The sequence below is a fragment of the Paenibacillus sp. FSL L8-0502 genome (assembly GCF_038593055.1).
Lineage (GTDB): Bacteria > Bacillota > Bacilli > Paenibacillales > Paenibacillaceae > Paenibacillus > Paenibacillus polymyxa_D.
The window spans coordinates 5,340,175-5,355,938 of record NZ_CP151958.1; the positions used below are offsets into that span (position 1 = coordinate 5,340,175).

At 46.1% G+C, this 15,764-nt stretch carries 17 protein-coding genes and 1 pseudogene; 5 read left to right on the top strand and 13 right to left on the bottom strand.

The window, feature by feature from the left end; genetic code table 11:
- Positions 1 to 6: 6 nt before the first annotated feature.
- The gene (locus NSQ57_RS23315; protein ID WP_342425369.1) at positions 7 to 1,242 is read left to right on the top strand and encodes a PHB depolymerase family esterase; all 1,236 of its coding nucleotides are present in this window, start codon (positions 7 to 9) and stop codon (positions 1,240 to 1,242) included.
- A gap of 296 nt (positions 1,243 to 1,538) precedes the next feature.
- Here NSQ57_RS23315 and modB read toward each other — a convergent pair whose 3' ends face one another.
- Positions 1,539 to 2,204, bottom strand: a complete 666-nt coding sequence (gene modB, locus NSQ57_RS23320) for a molybdate ABC transporter permease subunit (RefSeq protein ID WP_029518567.1) — start codon at positions 2,202 to 2,204, stop codon at positions 1,539 to 1,541.
- Positions 2,205 to 2,207: 3 nt separating this feature from the next.
- Positions 2,208 to 3,068, bottom strand: coding sequence for a molybdate ABC transporter substrate-binding protein (gene modA, locus NSQ57_RS23325; protein WP_029518568.1), 861 nt, complete (start codon positions 3,066 to 3,068; stop codon positions 2,208 to 2,210).
- A 270-nt stretch (positions 3,069 to 3,338) separates the two neighbouring features.
- Between modA and NSQ57_RS23330 the strand changes: the two genes are divergently transcribed.
- Positions 3,339 to 4,301, top strand: a complete 963-nt coding sequence (locus tag NSQ57_RS23330) for a helix-turn-helix transcriptional regulator (protein WP_340933505.1) — start codon at positions 3,339 to 3,341, stop codon at positions 4,299 to 4,301.
- Between the two features lie 398 nt (positions 4,302 to 4,699).
- Here NSQ57_RS23330 and NSQ57_RS23335 read toward each other — a convergent pair whose 3' ends face one another.
- Together NSQ57_RS23335 and NSQ57_RS23340 are read right to left on the bottom strand one after the other, a co-directional pair.
- Positions 4,700 to 4,807: a putative metal homeostasis protein gene (locus NSQ57_RS23335; RefSeq protein ID WP_161627035.1), complete on the bottom strand. Its 108-nt coding sequence runs from the start codon at positions 4,805 to 4,807 to the stop codon at positions 4,700 to 4,702.
- Positions 4,808 to 5,054: 247 nt separating this feature from the next.
- Positions 5,055 to 5,390, bottom strand: a pseudogene (locus NSQ57_RS23340) (hypothetical protein); the annotation flags it as partial.
- Between the two features lie 166 nt (positions 5,391 to 5,556).
- On the opposite strand from NSQ57_RS23340, the gene NSQ57_RS23345 reads away from it, so the two are divergent.
- Both NSQ57_RS23345 and NSQ57_RS23350 read left to right on the top strand, forming a co-directional pair.
- Positions 5,557 to 5,799, top strand: a complete 243-nt coding sequence (locus NSQ57_RS23345) for a helix-turn-helix transcriptional regulator (RefSeq protein ID WP_029518571.1) — start codon at positions 5,557 to 5,559, stop codon at positions 5,797 to 5,799.
- Positions 5,800 to 5,941: 142 nt separating this feature from the next.
- A complete protein-coding gene (locus tag NSQ57_RS23350) occupies positions 5,942 to 6,211 on the top strand; it encodes a helix-turn-helix transcriptional regulator (RefSeq protein WP_039271640.1) in 270 nt (89 codons plus the stop codon).
- Positions 6,212 to 6,365: 154 nt separating this feature from the next.
- Here the strand turns inward: NSQ57_RS23350 and NSQ57_RS23355 are convergent, their stop codons facing one another.
- The 9 genes from NSQ57_RS23355 to NSQ57_RS23395 all read right to left on the bottom strand — a co-directional run bounded on the left by NSQ57_RS23355 (position 6,366) and on the right by NSQ57_RS23395 (position 14,783).
- Positions 6,366 to 7,241: a cysteine ABC transporter substrate-binding protein gene (locus tag NSQ57_RS23355; protein ID WP_029518573.1), complete on the bottom strand. Its 876-nt coding sequence runs from the start codon at positions 7,239 to 7,241 to the stop codon at positions 6,366 to 6,368.
- A gap of 137 nt (positions 7,242 to 7,378) precedes the next feature.
- Positions 7,379 to 8,134, bottom strand: coding sequence for an amino acid ABC transporter ATP-binding protein (locus NSQ57_RS23360; protein WP_029518574.1), 756 nt, complete (start codon positions 8,132 to 8,134; stop codon positions 7,379 to 7,381).
- Between the two features lie 18 nt (positions 8,135 to 8,152).
- Entirely contained in the window at positions 8,153 to 8,830 is a 678-nt protein-coding gene (locus NSQ57_RS23365; protein ID WP_029518575.1) for an amino acid ABC transporter permease, read from the bottom strand.
- Positions 8,811 to 9,476, bottom strand: a complete 666-nt coding sequence (locus tag NSQ57_RS23370; RefSeq protein ID WP_029518576.1) for an amino acid ABC transporter permease — start codon at positions 9,474 to 9,476, stop codon at positions 8,811 to 8,813. Before NSQ57_RS23370 ends, NSQ57_RS23365 begins: the two co-directional genes overlap by 20 nt.
- Before the next feature lie 219 nt (positions 9,477 to 9,695).
- Complete coding sequence (locus NSQ57_RS23375) at positions 9,696 to 11,144, bottom strand: SulP family inorganic anion transporter (RefSeq protein WP_029518577.1); 1,449 nt, start codon at positions 11,142 to 11,144, stop codon at positions 9,696 to 9,698.
- 270 nt (positions 11,145 to 11,414) lie between these two features.
- The gene (locus NSQ57_RS23380; protein ID WP_029518579.1) at positions 11,415 to 11,987 is read right to left on the bottom strand and encodes a hypothetical protein; all 573 of its coding nucleotides are present in this window, start codon (positions 11,985 to 11,987) and stop codon (positions 11,415 to 11,417) included.
- A 22-nt stretch (positions 11,988 to 12,009) separates the two neighbouring features.
- Complete coding sequence (locus tag NSQ57_RS23385; protein ID WP_069010059.1) at positions 12,010 to 13,680, bottom strand: AarF/ABC1/UbiB kinase family protein; 1,671 nt, start codon at positions 13,678 to 13,680, stop codon at positions 12,010 to 12,012.
- Between the two features lies 1 nt (position 13,681).
- Positions 13,682 to 14,041: a phasin family protein gene (locus NSQ57_RS23390; RefSeq protein WP_342425370.1), complete on the bottom strand. Its 360-nt coding sequence runs from the start codon at positions 14,039 to 14,041 to the stop codon at positions 13,682 to 13,684.
- A gap of 103 nt (positions 14,042 to 14,144) precedes the next feature.
- Positions 14,145 to 14,783 (bottom strand): ThuA domain-containing protein, encoded by a 639-nt coding sequence (locus tag NSQ57_RS23395; protein ID WP_165146049.1) that lies wholly within the window; start codon positions 14,781 to 14,783, stop codon positions 14,145 to 14,147.
- Positions 14,784 to 15,222: 439 nt separating this feature from the next.
- Between NSQ57_RS23395 and NSQ57_RS23400 the strand changes: the two genes are divergently transcribed.
- A complete protein-coding gene (locus NSQ57_RS23400) occupies positions 15,223 to 15,672 on the top strand; it encodes an AbrB/MazE/SpoVT family DNA-binding domain-containing protein (protein WP_025721620.1) in 450 nt (149 codons plus the stop codon).
- Positions 15,673 to 15,764: the final 92 nt, after the last annotated feature.

The following is a 15,764-nucleotide window of genomic DNA, read 5'->3' on the forward strand; positions in this document are numbered from 1 at the left end:
AATCTCATGCAAAGAAGACGTTTTGCCCCTGTTTTATTATCTTTTGTGTTCCTGCTAACGATCTTTTTCCCATCCGCCAGCTCTGCCGCAGCAGCAACAGATGTCCCAGCGCCACAGGCTACCTTGCTTACACAGGTACAGCCTTTGGGTGAAGTCGTTTCTGCTGTTGTACTGAAATACAGCACCAATATTGACGGGGCATCTTTATCCACGTCTAGCTTTCAGGTTCAATCTGTACTCAATGATGTATATACAGATAGAACCGTGACCGGTGTATATACCAATGATACTGGAGCCATCACCAACCGCAGCACTCATGGTAAATATGTCGTGATTGAGCTGGATACACAAGATAAAAATGCAAGTACCCTTACTTACGATGCAACAAGCGCAGTTAACCGCATCAACACGTTGAATTATATTATTAGTCAAAAGAAAGATATTGCAACTTCAAAGAAAACAGTCATCCCAGCCTCTGCACAGACTGTAAAAGCAACAGATAAAATTACACCGATCGTAGACGATTTCCAAAAAAGCATCTTTGAAAATAAAGAAGGCTTCAAGCTGAACTACTTTACGTTTGAGCCTAAAGTTGAGCCCGGCAAAACCTACCCTCTGGTTGTATTCCTGCACGGAAACGGCGAACGTGGTGACGGAAACGGAGTAAATTTGCTGGCAAACGCCGGAGCTGTTACTTGGGCTTCTCCTGAGCAGCAAGCCAAACACCCATCCTTCGTAATCGCACCACAAAGCCCGATTGACTTGGAACATAAATTCATTTGGGCGGATGAACCACGCAACAGCGCTGTAGCCGATTTGGTACGTGAAACAGCGTTAAAATACCCAATCGACACCGACCGAATCTATATTGTTGGTATTTCTCAAGGAGCTATGGGTACGTGGAGACTGCTGGAAAAGAATCTTGACTTGTTCGCCGCAGGTGTACCCATTGCCGGTTTGACCAACTATGAAAAAGCCGTTAACATGTATGCACCTGTCGATCCTAAACACGTTGAAGTACTGAAAAACGTTCCGATTTGGGCCTTCCATGCTGCAGACGACACCACAGTTAGTCCTAAAAACTCGCAAGAAATGGTAGCTGCCATAAAAGCACAAAACGGTAACCTCATTCATTTTACTGAATACGAAGCAGGGATTATCAAACCTACAGGACACTTCTCCTGGGTACCGGCTCTGCAAAATCAGGATATGATTGAATGGCTGTTTGCACAAAAGAAATAAATGTACAGGCCTGTTGATTAACCACTAAATGGTAAAAGTAAAGTCGCCCACCTTTTAGTTGGTTTGTACCCTTACAAACCAACTGAAAGGTGGGCGACTCCATGAAAAAGTCTATTACGATCCCAACGATTCTTCAATCCATTCCGCTAGCCTGTGGGGTGGTTCATACGTATTCAGTCCTGCGCAAACAGCTTTATAGTCTAAGGCACTACCTCTGCTTCTTTTACTTCCTCTAGGCTATATTAACTTTACTGCTTTCATTGCCTGCATTACACACATCATTACGCTTCATTTGCTCAAGTCTTCCTTCTCGCAACAAGCAGCATAATAAATGAAATTAAGACAATGGCAATCGTCCACGCCCAGGCCATCGTCTGATTCCCTGCATCGACAGCTACATAGATCGCCGTAGGTACCGTCTGCGTCTTATTCGGAATGTTCCCGGCAATCATCAGCGTCGCTCCAAACTCGCCAAGCGACCGTGCGAAGCCCAGTATCGCGGCAGTCAGCAGTGAAGGATAGGACAGCGGCAGCGTAATGTAGCGAAACATCTGCCATTCGCCAGCCCCTGCCGATCTGGCCGAGTCCTCCAGTGAACGGTCCACCGCATCGAATGCCGTCTTCATTGTCTGATAGACGAGCGGGAATGCCACCACGATAGACGCCAGCACCGCCGCCCACCAGGAGAAGATGACTGACGCGTGGAACAGCCATTCGATCCATTGTCCTAACCAGCTTCGACGTCCCAGAATGACCAGGAGCAGGAACCCGACTACCGTCGGAGGCAGCACCAATGGAAGCATGAAAATGGTCTCCAGCACCAGCTTACCACGTATGCGGCTTCGCCTTATCCAGCGGGCCGCCAGTACTCCTAGGACCAGCACGATCACACAGGACAGAGAAGCGACCTGCAGGGATAGCTGTACCGGAGGCCAAAATTCCGCCCAATTCACAGCAGTCAACAACTATTCCGCCTTACGGAAGCCGTACTTTTCCATCACCTGGAGCGCAGACTCGGTTTGCAAATAATCGTAGAATTGACGTGCATCCTCCTCATGACTTGTGGCAGCTACCAAACCGAGCGGATAGGTAATCGGAGAATGAAGCTTGGAGTCCACTGTTAACGCAATGCTTGTATCCTTCGTGGAAAGTGCATCCGTCTTGTATACGAAGCCCGCATCCGCGTTACCTGTTGCTACGTACTGCAGCACCTGTCGCACATCCTTGGCTTGTACCAGCTTCGGCTCCAATTCACTCCACAGCTTTTGATTCGTTAACGCTTCCTGTGCATATTTCCCCGCAGGCACACTGTCAGGAATGCCAATCGCGACTGTCTTGATGTCTTGTCCCTTCAGGTCATCCAGTTTCTTGAGCGCCACTCCATCCTTAGCAGGAACGACTAATACCAGATCATTCGCGAGCAACGTGCTGCTCTTCTTGACAAGGGCTTTTCCCTCAAGCGCCTTCATGCTGGAGGTAGAGGCAGAGATAAAGACGTCTGCAGGCGCTCCTTGCTCAATCTGACGCTGAAGTGCACCGGAGGCGCCGAAGTTAAAGTTCAGCTTCACATTCGGGTGCTCCCGCTCATATCCGGTCTTAATCTCATTCAGGGCGTCCGTCAGGCTTGCCGCTGCAGAGATCGTCAACTCCACCTGTTGCTGGTCCGGTGCCTTCGTGCCTGCTGTATTCTCCGTTGTTGTTTGTGCTGCTGTTGCCGCCGGCTCTACAGGAGCTGCGGGCGCAGCACTCTGGGAACCGCAAGCAACTAACACCACTAGTGCCCATATAGCTACTAGACTTCCAATCGTAGACTTGATTCTTCTCAAATTCCATCCCCCGTTCAATCATGTTTAGTTATAATTAGATATAACTAGTATAAATTCATATCTCATTATAGCTATGAAGGTAATCCTTGTAAACCACCAAAGAGCAGTTGGCAAGTATCACTTATGCCTGTTTAGAAGCTTGATGTTCCTGACTTTTTCGCCAGCCTCTGTTATGCCAGATGATTTGGTGTACAATATATGAGACACTGTGCATGATACATCACAGAAATTGATACATTTCAATCATACTGTTATTAATGGAGGTCTACTATGAATTCTCCTGTATCCTATACGACTGAGGAAATAGCCAAGCTACTGAAGATATCCAAGCTGACCGTCTATGATCTGATCAAAAAAGGAGAGATCCCCTCGTACCGGGTAGGTAAGCAAATGCGGGTGGATGCCAGTGATCTCGAAGCTTACAAGCAGCGCTCCAAAAGCCAACTGCTGAAGCACGACCCATCACCCACACCCATATCCATGATGATCCCGCCGCATTCGCTATCCGGCGGTTCGACGCAGAATTCCAGTACAGCAGTCATTACTGGCCAGGATATCAGCCTCGACATTCTCGTCAAGCATCTTGAGAGCCAACAGACGTCCATTCGCCCGCTCCGCTCATATGGGGGTAGTCTGGACAGTCTCATCTCTATGTACCAGGGCAAAGCAGACATCGTCAGTACGCATCTGTGGGACGGCGACAGCGGTGAGTATAATTTGCCTTATATTCGCAAAATTCTGAACGGCTTCTCGTACCTCGTCATCCGTCTGTTATCCCGGCAAGCAGGGCTGTATGTCCAGACAGGGAATCCTTATGGTTTGCAGGGCTGGAAGGACTTGGCGCTTCCGGGGCTGCGTTTGGCGAATCGCGAGAAGGGCTCCGGCGCGCGCATCCTGCTCGACGAGCAGCTTCGTCTTCATCACATAGACCGCACTGCCTTGCTCGGATATGAAGACGAATCGACGCATCATATGGCTGTAGCAGGCAAGGTCGCCTCCGGCGAAGCCGATGTTGGTATCGGAATCGAGAAGGCCGCCAGTATTGTGGGGTCCGTGCAGTTTATTCCACTCATTCAGGAGCAGTACGATATCGTCATGCTGCGCACACCAGAGCGACAGGAATGGATTGATCTTATATTGCAGATTCTTCATTCGGACAGCTTCCGGCGGGAACTGGGAGCCATTCAGGGATATGACCTTTCTGAGACAGGAAAGACCTTGCTAGAGACATAGTCCTAAGTACAAAACAACGTTCAGGAACAGTCTTCCTGAGCGTTGGAGTCTATTATGGAACTAAATGTCGCTGTTAATGCTGAACGACTATAATGAAAATCAATGTAGCTTAGCAGGAGTAAGCCTCGGGAGCAGGCTTGCCAAGCGCAGGGAAAATCTCGTCCAACTACTTCAATAGCAAATTGCACATGATATAAAAAGAATATATGAGTTTGGCTCATACAGTTCTAAAAATAAAAGCGCCAGAACGGTTCGAAACCCGCCTGGCGCTATATTTATTGCATCAAAAAAAGGCACCTGCCTTCCTGTGTCCACCATCAGGAGAGCAAGTGCAAAATAAAACGAGGAGACTAAAAAATTTGACACTGATATTGCCATTTGCAGTTAACTTGGAACCTCTAACTCGCGCGCTTCGCAGCTTTGAGCGTTCTCAAAGCTCGTCTACGCGTTACCTTATGAGGACAGCTGGGCTGTCTTCGGGCAGTTGCCACATCTTCTCTCGCCATGTGTACATACCCCACCCTATTCACTTAGGCTCATATTGGGAGTCTGTGCCTAAAGACTTAAATGATTATGATTCTCATTATCATTTAAGATTATATAATTAAATCTACTAGAATGCAAAAGCATTTGGGGAAATATGTACCTTTATTACGGCAGTGTTCATTTCACCCTTTTACGCTTCTGTGTTACATTATATAAATAAGACGAGAACAAAAATTCGAAGCTGAATTTATGTTCGCCATTTTTCCATAGTTCTTTATTCCGAACTAAATCAAAGTCTATATCTTCTCGACATGTGTTCCATAACAACTCGTCTGTAAGAAAACTTAATGCATCCATGTTGCGCAACCGTTCGACTAACTCGGTAATCACATCTATGTCCTCACGTTGTACATATCTGGCAAGAGTGATGCTGCCTGTATCGCCATCAACATATAGATGTGAATGATGTCTTCCCTTTTTTACATGTCGAAGAGTAAGCACGCTATTGTCGATCATCATGACGCCCTCAAAAAGCTCATACATATGCGGAAGATCACAGGGACCAAGAATGACACTTACTTTTTCAAAATTACCTTTGTTCATTTAGATTAGCTCCCTTCACATCTATTAAATCGGTCTTTACTAAAGATTAGATTTGTAAATTTTATAACCTTTTAAGATTAACCTTTGTAGTTATTTTATATCCTTTGAAGATAAACTTAAATAGTTAATGCTATTTCTATTTAAATTTCTATAATGAGGTGTATGTATGGGAATTGTTTTTAAACTTGAAGAATTACTTCGAGAAATCGGGATTACTAAAAATGCTCTCGCTCGTGAGGCAAAAATCAGACCTAATACCATCTATGAGATGTGTAACAATACATCCAAGCGAATCGAATTTAAAACATTTAATACCGTGATGGAAACACTGATTCGGCTCTCTGGTCGTCCATTAACCCTACATGATGTTCTCGAATATATACCTGAGAATGAATCAGAGAAACACTGATACATTCACAGAATAGTCCGCTGCATCTTATATCTCTGCCCCTGGCAGGGATATTTTTTTCCTTGTTATTTAGCATAATTGTTATCATTATTTCAGAGTACGTGTGGCTAGAATCTATACTGATAAAGGAGTATTTTCCATCATGAATGTTCATGAGAGATATCATTTTAAACTTGGCGATATTTTAGAAGAACTTGATATTTCCCGAAATAAACTAGCCGTAGAAGCAAAAATACGTCCGGCTACTGTAATAGATATGGTAAATGGCAAAACCAAAAGACTTGAATTAGAAACACTTGTCCATATACTTGATGCTTTGAACAGAATTGCCCATCAACGAAGATTTTCAAGGACTATTACTCTTGCTGATATTATAGAATACATCCCCGAAGATGAAATGGAGAGACAGTGAGACTATAATATGAGAATGAGGATTACTATTAGCCAAGAGGGCATTTCCATGACGAAATAAAAGGTTGCTAAAGCCCTCTTTTCCCCATATTAAAGAAGCGTTGGGACAGCAAGCCCAACGCTTCTTTATGCTTAATAAGTACCTTATATGATGATTAATCCACTTTGCCGCCCTCTACGACCAATTGATCTGTAAAACCTTCTCCATAAACGGAGGTCAGTGTGTCCTTGTAGGCTTGATGGACAAAATTTTCCTTACCCAACGTTGCCAACTCATTGTTGATCCAGTCTAACAACTCCTTATTTCCCTTTGCTACTGCGGGTGCAATCGTATCTTGACCACCAAAGGCCGGGATGGTTACGGTAAAGCCGGGGTTGGCCTTTGCCCAGGCGATCAGCTCTGTATTATCGTTGGCAATGGCAACGCCGCGTTTGTCTTTGAGGGCTGAGAAAATCTCTGTGTATTGATCGAATTTGAGCAGCTTGATGTCAGGATAATTTTTCGTAAAATAGGTTTCAGCCGTCGTTCCTTTTGCGACAATCAGCTTTTGATCCGAACCCTTCAATTGGTCAATCGTGGTGATTGGAGCACTATCAGGTGACACAATGCCAAAGGATAATTTCATATACGGATTGGCAAAATCAACTTTTTCTTTACGCTCATCGGTCACCGTAAAGTTAGCCATGATGATATCTACCTTGTTGGATTCCAAATAGGCAACCCGGCTGGCAGCATCCACCAGAACAAATTCCACCTTGGACTCGTCACCCAAGAGATCTTTGGCAAACCGCTTCGCAATATAGACGTCAAAGCCTTGATTTTTCCCTTCCGAATCCACGTAGCCAAAAGGCGGCTTATCTGCAAATACACCGATTCGAATCTTGCCATTCTTTTTAATATCCTCAATCGAAGCAAATTTAGCCGAGCCTGAACTACCGTTGGTATTACCAGCCCCTGCACATCCCACCAAACCAACAAGCAGCAAGCTCAAAGCCAGTAATAACGTCGTGAACTTCATTCCTTTTCTCATCTGTATTCCTCCCCCTGTTTGTCAGCATTTTGCATCATTCGGTTTCTTTCGCTTCTGGGTGCAATATAGAGACCAATAGAAACATGTCGATCTCTATATTGTGATTGGAAGTCGCTCATGGAATTGATGCAAAATGCTCATATCGTTTCGTACTGAAATATATCCAGAAAGTGCTGGGCACGCTCTGTTTCCGGTTGGGTAAAAAATTGCTGCGGCGTAGTCATTTCGCATATCTGTCCTTGATCCATAAAAACGATACGATCTCCTACCGACTTGGCAAATCCCATTTCATGCGTCACGATAATCATGGTCATGCCCTGTTGGGCCAGCTCTCGCATGACATCCAGCACCTCTCTGACCATTTCCGGGTCCAAGGATGCGGTGACTTCATCAAAGAGCATAATTTCCGGATTCATACACAGGGCGCGCACAATCGCAATCCGTTGCTTTTGCCCACCTGATAATTGTCTCGGATACGCATCTTTGCGATCCAGCAGACCCACTCGCTCCAATAGCTGCTCCGCTTGCTCAAGTGCCTCCTGCTTATTTCTCCGCTGAACTTTAAGCGGGCCGAGCAATATATTTTCTAAGACCGTCATATGCGGAAACAGCTCGTAGTTCTGGAACACCATTCCAATATGCTGACGCACCTCACGCCAATTCACTTTCTTGTCCGTCAGGTCTTGCCCTCTATAACGGATATCTCCGCTCTGAACTGGTTCCAGACCATTGAGACATCGGAGGAGTGTGCTTTTTCCACATCCCGAAGGACCGAGAACGACCACGACTTCCCCTTTCGTTACGTCCAGATTAATCTGTTGTAATACTTTTCGGTCTTCGAAGCTTTTGTGCAGCCCTCGAATTTCGAGTAAAACCTCCACAGCCTCTCCCATGACACCCACCCCATCCTGCTAATTTTGCCATCTGCGTTCAAATCTTTTGGAAAGTCTGGATAACGGATAGCATACGAGAAAATATAATATGAAAATAAAGCCATACACCCAAAAGGATGCCGAGGGCGCTTTGATTACACCAAGCTCAATAATCTGCTGTCCGACCTTGACCACTTCTACTACACCGATCAGCACTACTAATGAAGTGGTTTTGATCATCCGTGTCGCCAAATTAATAGAACCGGGAAGCATTCGGCGCACCGCCTGGGGAATGAGTACATGGCGGTATAACTGCCCATATGTCAGTCCCAGTGCCTGCCCGGATTCCACCTGATGCTTGGGCAGTGATTCCAATGCACCCCGAACAAGGTCACCAATCTCGGCTGCTCCCCACAGGCTGAATACGATAATTGCTGTCAATTCTCCGCTGATATTCACATTTAACAAAGGCGTAAATCCAAAATATACAACATACAACCACACCAAAATCGGAATAATGCGGAATGTCTCCAAATATAATCTCAGCACAAACCGAATCGGTCTTGATTGTAAGGTGCGCAGCAATCCCATCAGAATGCCTAATAGAGTACCGATAATAATGGAAAGTAACGCAATCTCCAGCGTAACGAGTAATCCCCCTAATAGACGCTCGAAATTGGAACCTTCAAAGAGCACATTAATCCCCGAATTCAGCATATCGCACCTTCCTTTCCACCCAAGTCAGCAGTATCGACAAAGGTAAAAGCAGGACGAGATATGCCAATACCAGCAGAATTAGCGATTCTGTCGTTTTGTAGTACATACCGATTAGGTCTTTTGCCACATTCATCAAATCTAATAAAGCAATGGCGCCAACAATGGAGGTCTCCTTGAGTAGAAAAATCGCATTCGCTCCCAGAGACGGAACACTGATGGTAAAAGCCTGTGGCAAAATAACATATCTCGCCAGTTGTATCTTGGACAGTCCGAGACTCAGCCCGGATTCCGTTTGCGTTTTACTTACGGCTTCGATTCCACCACGGAACGCCTCAGCCATATAACCCCCGCCCAAAAAGGTCATGCCCACAATGGCACACGTCATTTCGCTCATATGCAGACCTATTTTCGTAAACCCGTAATACAGAAAATATAACTGAACAAGCAGCGGCGTATTTCGGGAAAGCTCAATATAGGCAACAATGATGCCGCTAATTCCCTTCACCTTGTAATACAGTACTATACTGCATAGCAAACCGACGACTAGTGAAAACAGAATAGCAAAAAAGGCGATCTTCAACGTCAGCCACATGGCTTCTCCATATAGCGGCAAGCTCTCTACAATAAAGTCCCAGTCTAAGTTCATATGTGCATACCTTTCAATTTTCAATTATTCCTATGTATTTGCTTTGCTTAATAACAATGATTGTATTCCTGCCCAATTATTACGTCAATACTTTGATGAAAATTTGTCATATTTATCTATGGTTTAGGAAAGAAAAGTGTTGTTTTATTTCAGAAATAAATAAAAAAGCTTGAAATGAATAAATTTCACTTCAAGCTTTGATTTATGCTATACGATTCATCACACGAGTGGCTCTGTAACTACAGGACCGCCGAGCTTCTCTACAATTAAACGGCTTTCCTCATTTAACCCTTGTAGGGTAATAGTTTTACCTGAGTTTCTGTATTTTTGAAGCACCTTGCCAATAGCAGTAACCGCCGAGTGATCCCAAACATGCGAATGGCTAAAGTCCACTACAACGCGGTCCGGGTCATCCGAAGGTTCAAAATGATCAACAAAATGAGACGTTGACGCGAAAAACATCGGCCCCCTGACATGGTACACCTTTTCTTCATGATCCTCAGTCGTACTGATACGGATTTTAGCCATTTTCCAGCCAAAATGCAGAGCACTTAGCAGTACGCCCACGATTACGCCCTTGGACAAATCATGCGTAGCCACCACGATGATCACCGTGACCACCATAATCAACGTATCTGCTTTGGGAACCTTGGCAATGTTTCGCAGCGATTTCCAATCCACAGTTCCAATACACACCATGAACATAACTCCCACTAATGCGCCCATGGGTACTTCCTTCACAACTCCACCAAGTACGAGCAGCAGAAAGGCCAAGAATACTCCTGCCGTAAAAGTGGACAAACGCCCTCTTCCACCTGAGCTGACATTAATGACGGATTGTCCGATCATGGCACAGCCACCCATACCCCCAAAAAAGCCATTTACAAAGTTGGCAATCCCTTGCCCACGGGCTTCCCGGTTTTTATTGCTTTTCGTTTCGGTCATTTCATCCAAAATGCTGGCTGTCAGCAGCGATTCCAGCAGTCCAACCAGTGCCATCGTAAAGGAATACGGCAGCAAGATCCGCAAAGTATGCCACGACCACTCAATTTGCGGCAAGTGGAATGAAGGCAGCGAACTGGTCAGCGTCCCGATATCTCCTACCGTTTTCACATTCAATCCAAATATATACGTAATGATCGTCATGATGATGATTGCCGTCAATGGAGCGGGGATGCTTTTCACAAATCTCGGTAATATATACACAATGAGCAGCGTACCTGCTACCATCGCGTACATGATCCAATTGGCTCCATGAAAATGAGTAAGCTGAGCCATAAAGACGAGGATCGCCAACGCATTCACAAACCCGGTCATGACTGGCTGTGAAATAAAGCTTATAAAGCGACCTATTTTCAGAACACCCAGCACCACTTGAATGATTCCTGCCAAAATGGTAGCTGCAAACAGATATTCCACGCCATGATCCTTCACCAGACCAACGACCAGTACAGCTACGGCCCCGGTTGCTGCCGAGATCATCGCCGGACGTCCACCTGCAAAAGAGATGACAATAGCCATCGAGATGGAGGCATACAGTCCGACCATGGGATTGACCCCCGCAATGATCGAGAAGGCAATCGCCTCGGGAATTAGTGCTAGCGCCACGGTCATGCCCGCAAGTATATCGGCCCGGATATTACCGAACCATTGTTGTCTAAGATTCATACTGTCTCGTTCCAGCCTCCTATATTTACAGAGAGTAGCGTGTTGACTCGCAACCCGTGTGGTTTCGGGCATCCGTCCAGCTGCCAATCGCCAAGGCTCTCCTATCATTCAGTTCGTCTCTCTCAAACGACCCGGTCCGTTACATTCAGTCCATCATTATAACGTAAGGGGTTCGCAGAGACGAATGAGTTAAAAGGCTGTTTATAGAAAGAAATCATCTATTCTCTTGAAATATCGATCATTATCTTCATCTTATTCGTTTTCTTATATTTAAAATTTTCGCAATTCCTGTACAAGCTCCGATAGGGCTTCAGCAATCTCAGAGTCTGCATGGTGCTGGAGTAAACTCTCAAAGTCAGGCAGTGCTTGCTTCAATAATCGATAGCTATAGTCATAATAACTCCAAAAAGCTACCGGATCATAACCACGTGCTTCTTCCTCTTCCCATTCCAGTTCATCTTCTTCTGGATCGCTGTCTGCTGACCATAGATATTTTTCGTCCAGCAGCATGGTTAGGGATTCAACAGACTTCTGTGAATCCTCTTGTGCATTTTCCATGTCCAATGCTCCAACAACCGCATGGTACAGTTCCAACTCACTCGGCGTGATATCATCCGAATTTCTCGTATGCAAATTACGCAATAAGAAGAGTAACACCCACGGCGTAACCTGCCACAGTGTGCCTTGATGCTCTATCAGATCAGCAATGGCTGCGTACTCCCCATTGGATATCAATTGTGGCAACTCCGTGCCTCTACCATAAGGAGTAGTCAGGCGGTGCCAAGGCACCTCTGCAATTTGGAGACCATCCATTAGGGCAGTGTTCATCTTATGAGTATCCATAACTCTCCTTTCTGGTCGGTATCTAAAACCTTCCCGATTTAAAAATGGAATACAGTAAAAAGGCAACCATTAAGAGAGCGACAACAAAGCCGATTTCAATAGCAGGTACATTCCACAGCATGGTCGCCTGATGATTCAGCGATGAACCGATAATCAGTCCGACCATAATAATGCTGAACGCTAACAGCACGATACTGAATGACAGGCGGTTGCTGATCTGATCCAGCCTGCGCAGAAGCATTTCCAGCTCCGGCACAGTAACCTCCAGCTTAAGCTTGCCCTTGCCGATAATCGAGGCTAAATGCCTCGCCTGTCCTGGCAGTTCCATCAGCGCTTCCACCAGCTCAGTCGCACCGCCGAGCAGCTTGCCTCGGATACGACGACCGCTGAAGCGTTCCTTCAGCAGCCTGTTACCAAAGGGCTCAGCCAAAGCGATAATACTGAGATCAGGGTCCAGATGCTCCACGACCCCCTCCAGTGTCAGCAACGCCTTGCCTAGCAACAGGACGTCCGACGGCAAACCAATCCGATGGCGCTGCGCTGCGCCAAACAGGTCGTTCAAAGCATCACCAATACTGACCTGTGAAAAAGGAACGTCTGAGTAATCTTCGCGTATCTTGTCCAGATCGGCACGTAGCGCATTCAGGTTGGTATCCGGTTCGACCAGCCCCAAACGTGCGATAGACCGAACCATGGCATCGGTATTTTTGCGCATCAGGGCAATAATGAGGGAAGCGAGATGATTCTTCATCTCTTCGCTCAGCCTTCCCGTCATGCCAAAGTCCAAATAAGCGAGACTACCATTTTTCAGAACGAGTAAATTCCCCGGATGGGGATCGGCATGAAAAAATCCCTCTATAAAAATTTGATGCAACATGCTGTTCACCAGCCGCTGCGCCAGTTCTTTCAAGTTATATCCACGGCGTAATAGCTCTTCACGACTACCCAAGTGAGTTCCGTCTAGAAACTCCATGGTCAGTATACGGGAAGAGGTATGATCCCAGTATATTTTCGGAATATAGATATGTGGGTCCTGCTCAAATTGGAGCGCAATCTTCTCTGTATTACGGGCTTCGTGGTTGTAATCCAACTCCTGAATGAGCGATCTCCCCAGCTCCTCTACCATCTGGCGAAGCTGATACCGCTCTACCCATTCCCAGCGCTTGGCTGCCATTGCGGTCAGTTCCCGCAAAATGTCCAAATCTCGCCGAATGATGCGATTAACGCCAGGACGCTGGATTTTAATGGCGACCATTTCGCCGCTGTGCAGCTTGCCCAAATGCACTTGCCCGATCGAAGCAGCGGCCAGCGGAACATCGTCAAAACGAACCAGTATGTCCTCTAATGACGTGTCCAGCTCCTGCTCCAGAATGCCACGCGCCGTTTCAGATGAAAACGGCGGTACCTGATCCTGAAGCTTAACCAGCTCACGGATAATAGGCTCCGGCAGCAGGTCAGCACGTGTGCTTGCCAACTGTCCAAGCTTGATGAATGCAGGCCCCAGATCCTCCAGCACAAGTCGAATCCGTTCACCTAACGTTTTGGACTCGGGAGTTTCTCTCGTCAGCCACTTGCGAGGCAGTGACAGTAGCTGGAACAGTCCCATTTCTTCCACCATATAGCCAAAGCCATGACGCGCCAGCGCCATGGCAATTTCCCGGTAACGACCGGCGTGCTTCATACGAACCGCCATTTTAATCCAGCCGGTTCGCTTCTTCAGCGTCGCTCGAACCCGTAAGCGCCGCCTTTTCTTTTTCCAGCTCCGCTACCTGTTTTTCCAACAATGCCACACGCTGCTCCAAACTTGTGACATCATTTTCGGTAGGTACTTCCAGCTCCTGCAAAATGCGGCTAACCTGTTCGCGGATCACTGTTTTGAATTGTCCCTGTTCCTCTGCCCCTCGTTCGATCAGACGATCGACCAGTGCTTTGGATTCCGAAGGCGCAAGTTCTCCGCGGTTTACAAGACCCTCGACGGCTTTCTCCACCTTTTCTTTGCTGACAACGGTGAGGCCCCACCCCAATGAGATGGCTTTTTTGAACAAATCGCTCATAATATATCCTCCCCTACCTGTGATTACCTACTAGTATAACCTGAAAAGGGGAGCCGCATAAAGCTCGCAGCTCCCCTTCCTCAATGAATGGAATGATCTATGTTTAACCCGGAAAGCGTCCAGCCCACTTAGCAGCCTGAAGCAGCAGCTTACGGTATCCCTCGTGCTGGAAACTTGGCTGATTATGTCCAGGCATCAGGTAGACGACCCGACCCAAGCCATAGGACAGTGACCATGCAGCCGGCCACCACTGACCTTCATACTCGTATTCCATCAGTAGTGTTTTTTCAGTGAATGGATCAAAATCAAAACGATATGGCTCCTCTTGCATCTCGAACGGTTCGATTCCTTCCATAATCGGATGATCCGGCTCTGTTACCTTGAAGGAAAGCTGCTCCGCTGCCGGATGCCGCAGGAAGCGTGCTCCCATGAGCTGTGCTATTTCATAACGTCCTTGCAATGTGATTCCGTTATGCAGCACAAGCAGTCCACCTCCGCCGCTAACATAGGACAGCAGTCCTGCTGTTTGTTGAGGAGACAGAACCTCCTTACGGCTATCACAATACGAGATGCATAGATCGAATGAGGCTAGATTTTCCTTGAGCAGCATTTTACGATTTTCACTGCATTGTACCGTCATCCAATCTTGTAAAATATGGCTAATCTCTTCGTCCACCCCTTGCAGCGGGTGAAACTCCGGATACGAATAATCTCCTAACAACAATGCTTTTCTTTTTTCCATGATAAATCCTCCTTGCCTGACTTGTATATAAGGACTTTAAAGGCGGGGTCCGTGTCATTCATTCTTGTTTGTGGGGTCAAAACGCTCAGAAAATTCTGTTTGGCCCTCATTCATTTCCCATAACACCGCCATCATTGTCCGAGCTACGGCATATATAAATAATTCTACAGACGGCCTATTAAATCCTTTAGCAGAAGATTATAGCATATATGTTCGCTCGGAATAAACTTATTAAAACTTATTCAAAATTTATAAATCTGAACGATGGCGATTCGGCCTCTTTATGGTATACTCGTAAGAAAAAAAGTGCGTCCATGCTTGATTAACAATAAAGGGCCGCTTTTTGTAAGAAATTTATGCTTGCGGTTATAGAATTGATAAGAATTGCCTCAAACCTTATACATTCTATACATCTTAAAAAACCGGGGAGGTTGCATGAATGAAAAGGACTGGAATGACCCGGCCCTTGGACAGCTTGGGGCGAATTGTGCTTCCTAAAGAGTTGCGCATGACGATGGAGATTGACATCGGCGATCCATTAGAGTTTTTTATTGAAGACCAGACACTCATGCTCCGTAAGTACAAATCAACCAACTGTATATTTTGCGGTGCGGTTGATACTAACACCTATTTTAAAGATCAGTTTATCTGCGATGAATGTGCGGCCTCGATGAAAACGGAAGATTTAGTTCCGGTCACAGCGACTGAAACCCATTCACCCCCACTTAAGCAAAACATGCATATGAAAAAAATTTATCAGCGCACAGACGTTATTTTGGAGAAAATGAGAGAGCTTATGGAAGAACATCCAGCATCTTCACAAAAACAACTCGCCTCCATGCTTGGCGTGAGTCAGGGAAGGATTTCCCAGCTGAAAAAGCTCATGTAAGCGTACCACCAAAAAAGTAATGTATACGCTTCCATACCATGTAAGGTTTAAATCTATTGAAATTTAGAAAAGCCGGCCCCTTTCAGGGAATC

Excerpts from the sequence above, each read along its gene's own strand:
- NSQ57_RS23315 (WP_342425369.1), top strand. The coding sequence starts at position 7 with ATGCAAAGAAGACGTTTTGCCCCTGTTTTATTATCTTTTGTGTTCCTG.
- NSQ57_RS23330 (WP_340933505.1), top strand. The coding sequence starts at position 3,339 with ATGAATTCTCCTGTATCCTATACGACTGAGGAAATAGCCAAGCTACTG.
- NSQ57_RS23335 (WP_161627035.1), bottom strand. The coding sequence starts at position 4,807 with ATGGCGAGAGAAGATGTGGCAACTGCCCGAAGACAGCCCAGCTGTCCT.
- NSQ57_RS23345 (WP_029518571.1), top strand. The coding sequence starts at position 5,557 with ATGGGAATTGTTTTTAAACTTGAAGAATTACTTCGAGAAATCGGGATT.
- NSQ57_RS23350 (WP_039271640.1), top strand. The coding sequence starts at position 5,942 with ATGAATGTTCATGAGAGATATCATTTTAAACTTGGCGATATTTTAGAA.
- NSQ57_RS23355 (WP_029518573.1), bottom strand. The coding sequence starts at position 7,241 with ATGAGAAAAGGAATGAAGTTCACGACGTTATTACTGGCTTTGAGCTTG.
- NSQ57_RS23360 (WP_029518574.1), bottom strand. The coding sequence starts at position 8,134 with ATGGGAGAGGCTGTGGAGGTTTTACTCGAAATTCGAGGGCTGCACAAA.
- NSQ57_RS23365 (WP_029518575.1), bottom strand. The coding sequence starts at position 8,830 with ATGCTGAATTCGGGGATTAATGTGCTCTTTGAAGGTTCCAATTTCGAG.
- NSQ57_RS23370 (WP_029518576.1), bottom strand. The coding sequence starts at position 9,476 with ATGAACTTAGACTGGGACTTTATTGTAGAGAGCTTGCCGCTATATGGA.
- NSQ57_RS23375 (WP_029518577.1), bottom strand. The coding sequence starts at position 11,144 with ATGAATCTTAGACAACAATGGTTCGGTAATATCCGGGCCGATATACTT.
- NSQ57_RS23380 (WP_029518579.1), bottom strand. The coding sequence starts at position 11,987 with ATGGATACTCATAAGATGAACACTGCCCTAATGGATGGTCTCCAAATT.
- NSQ57_RS23385 (WP_069010059.1), bottom strand. The coding sequence starts at position 13,680 with ATGGCGGTTCGTATGAAGCACGCCGGTCGTTACCGGGAAATTGCCATG.
- NSQ57_RS23390 (WP_342425370.1), bottom strand. The coding sequence starts at position 14,041 with ATGAGCGATTTGTTCAAAAAAGCCATCTCATTGGGGTGGGGCCTCACC.
- NSQ57_RS23395 (WP_165146049.1), bottom strand. The coding sequence starts at position 14,783 with ATGGAAAAAAGAAAAGCATTGTTGTTAGGAGATTATTCGTATCCGGAG.
- NSQ57_RS23400 (WP_025721620.1), top strand. The coding sequence starts at position 15,223 with ATGAAAAGGACTGGAATGACCCGGCCCTTGGACAGCTTGGGGCGAATT.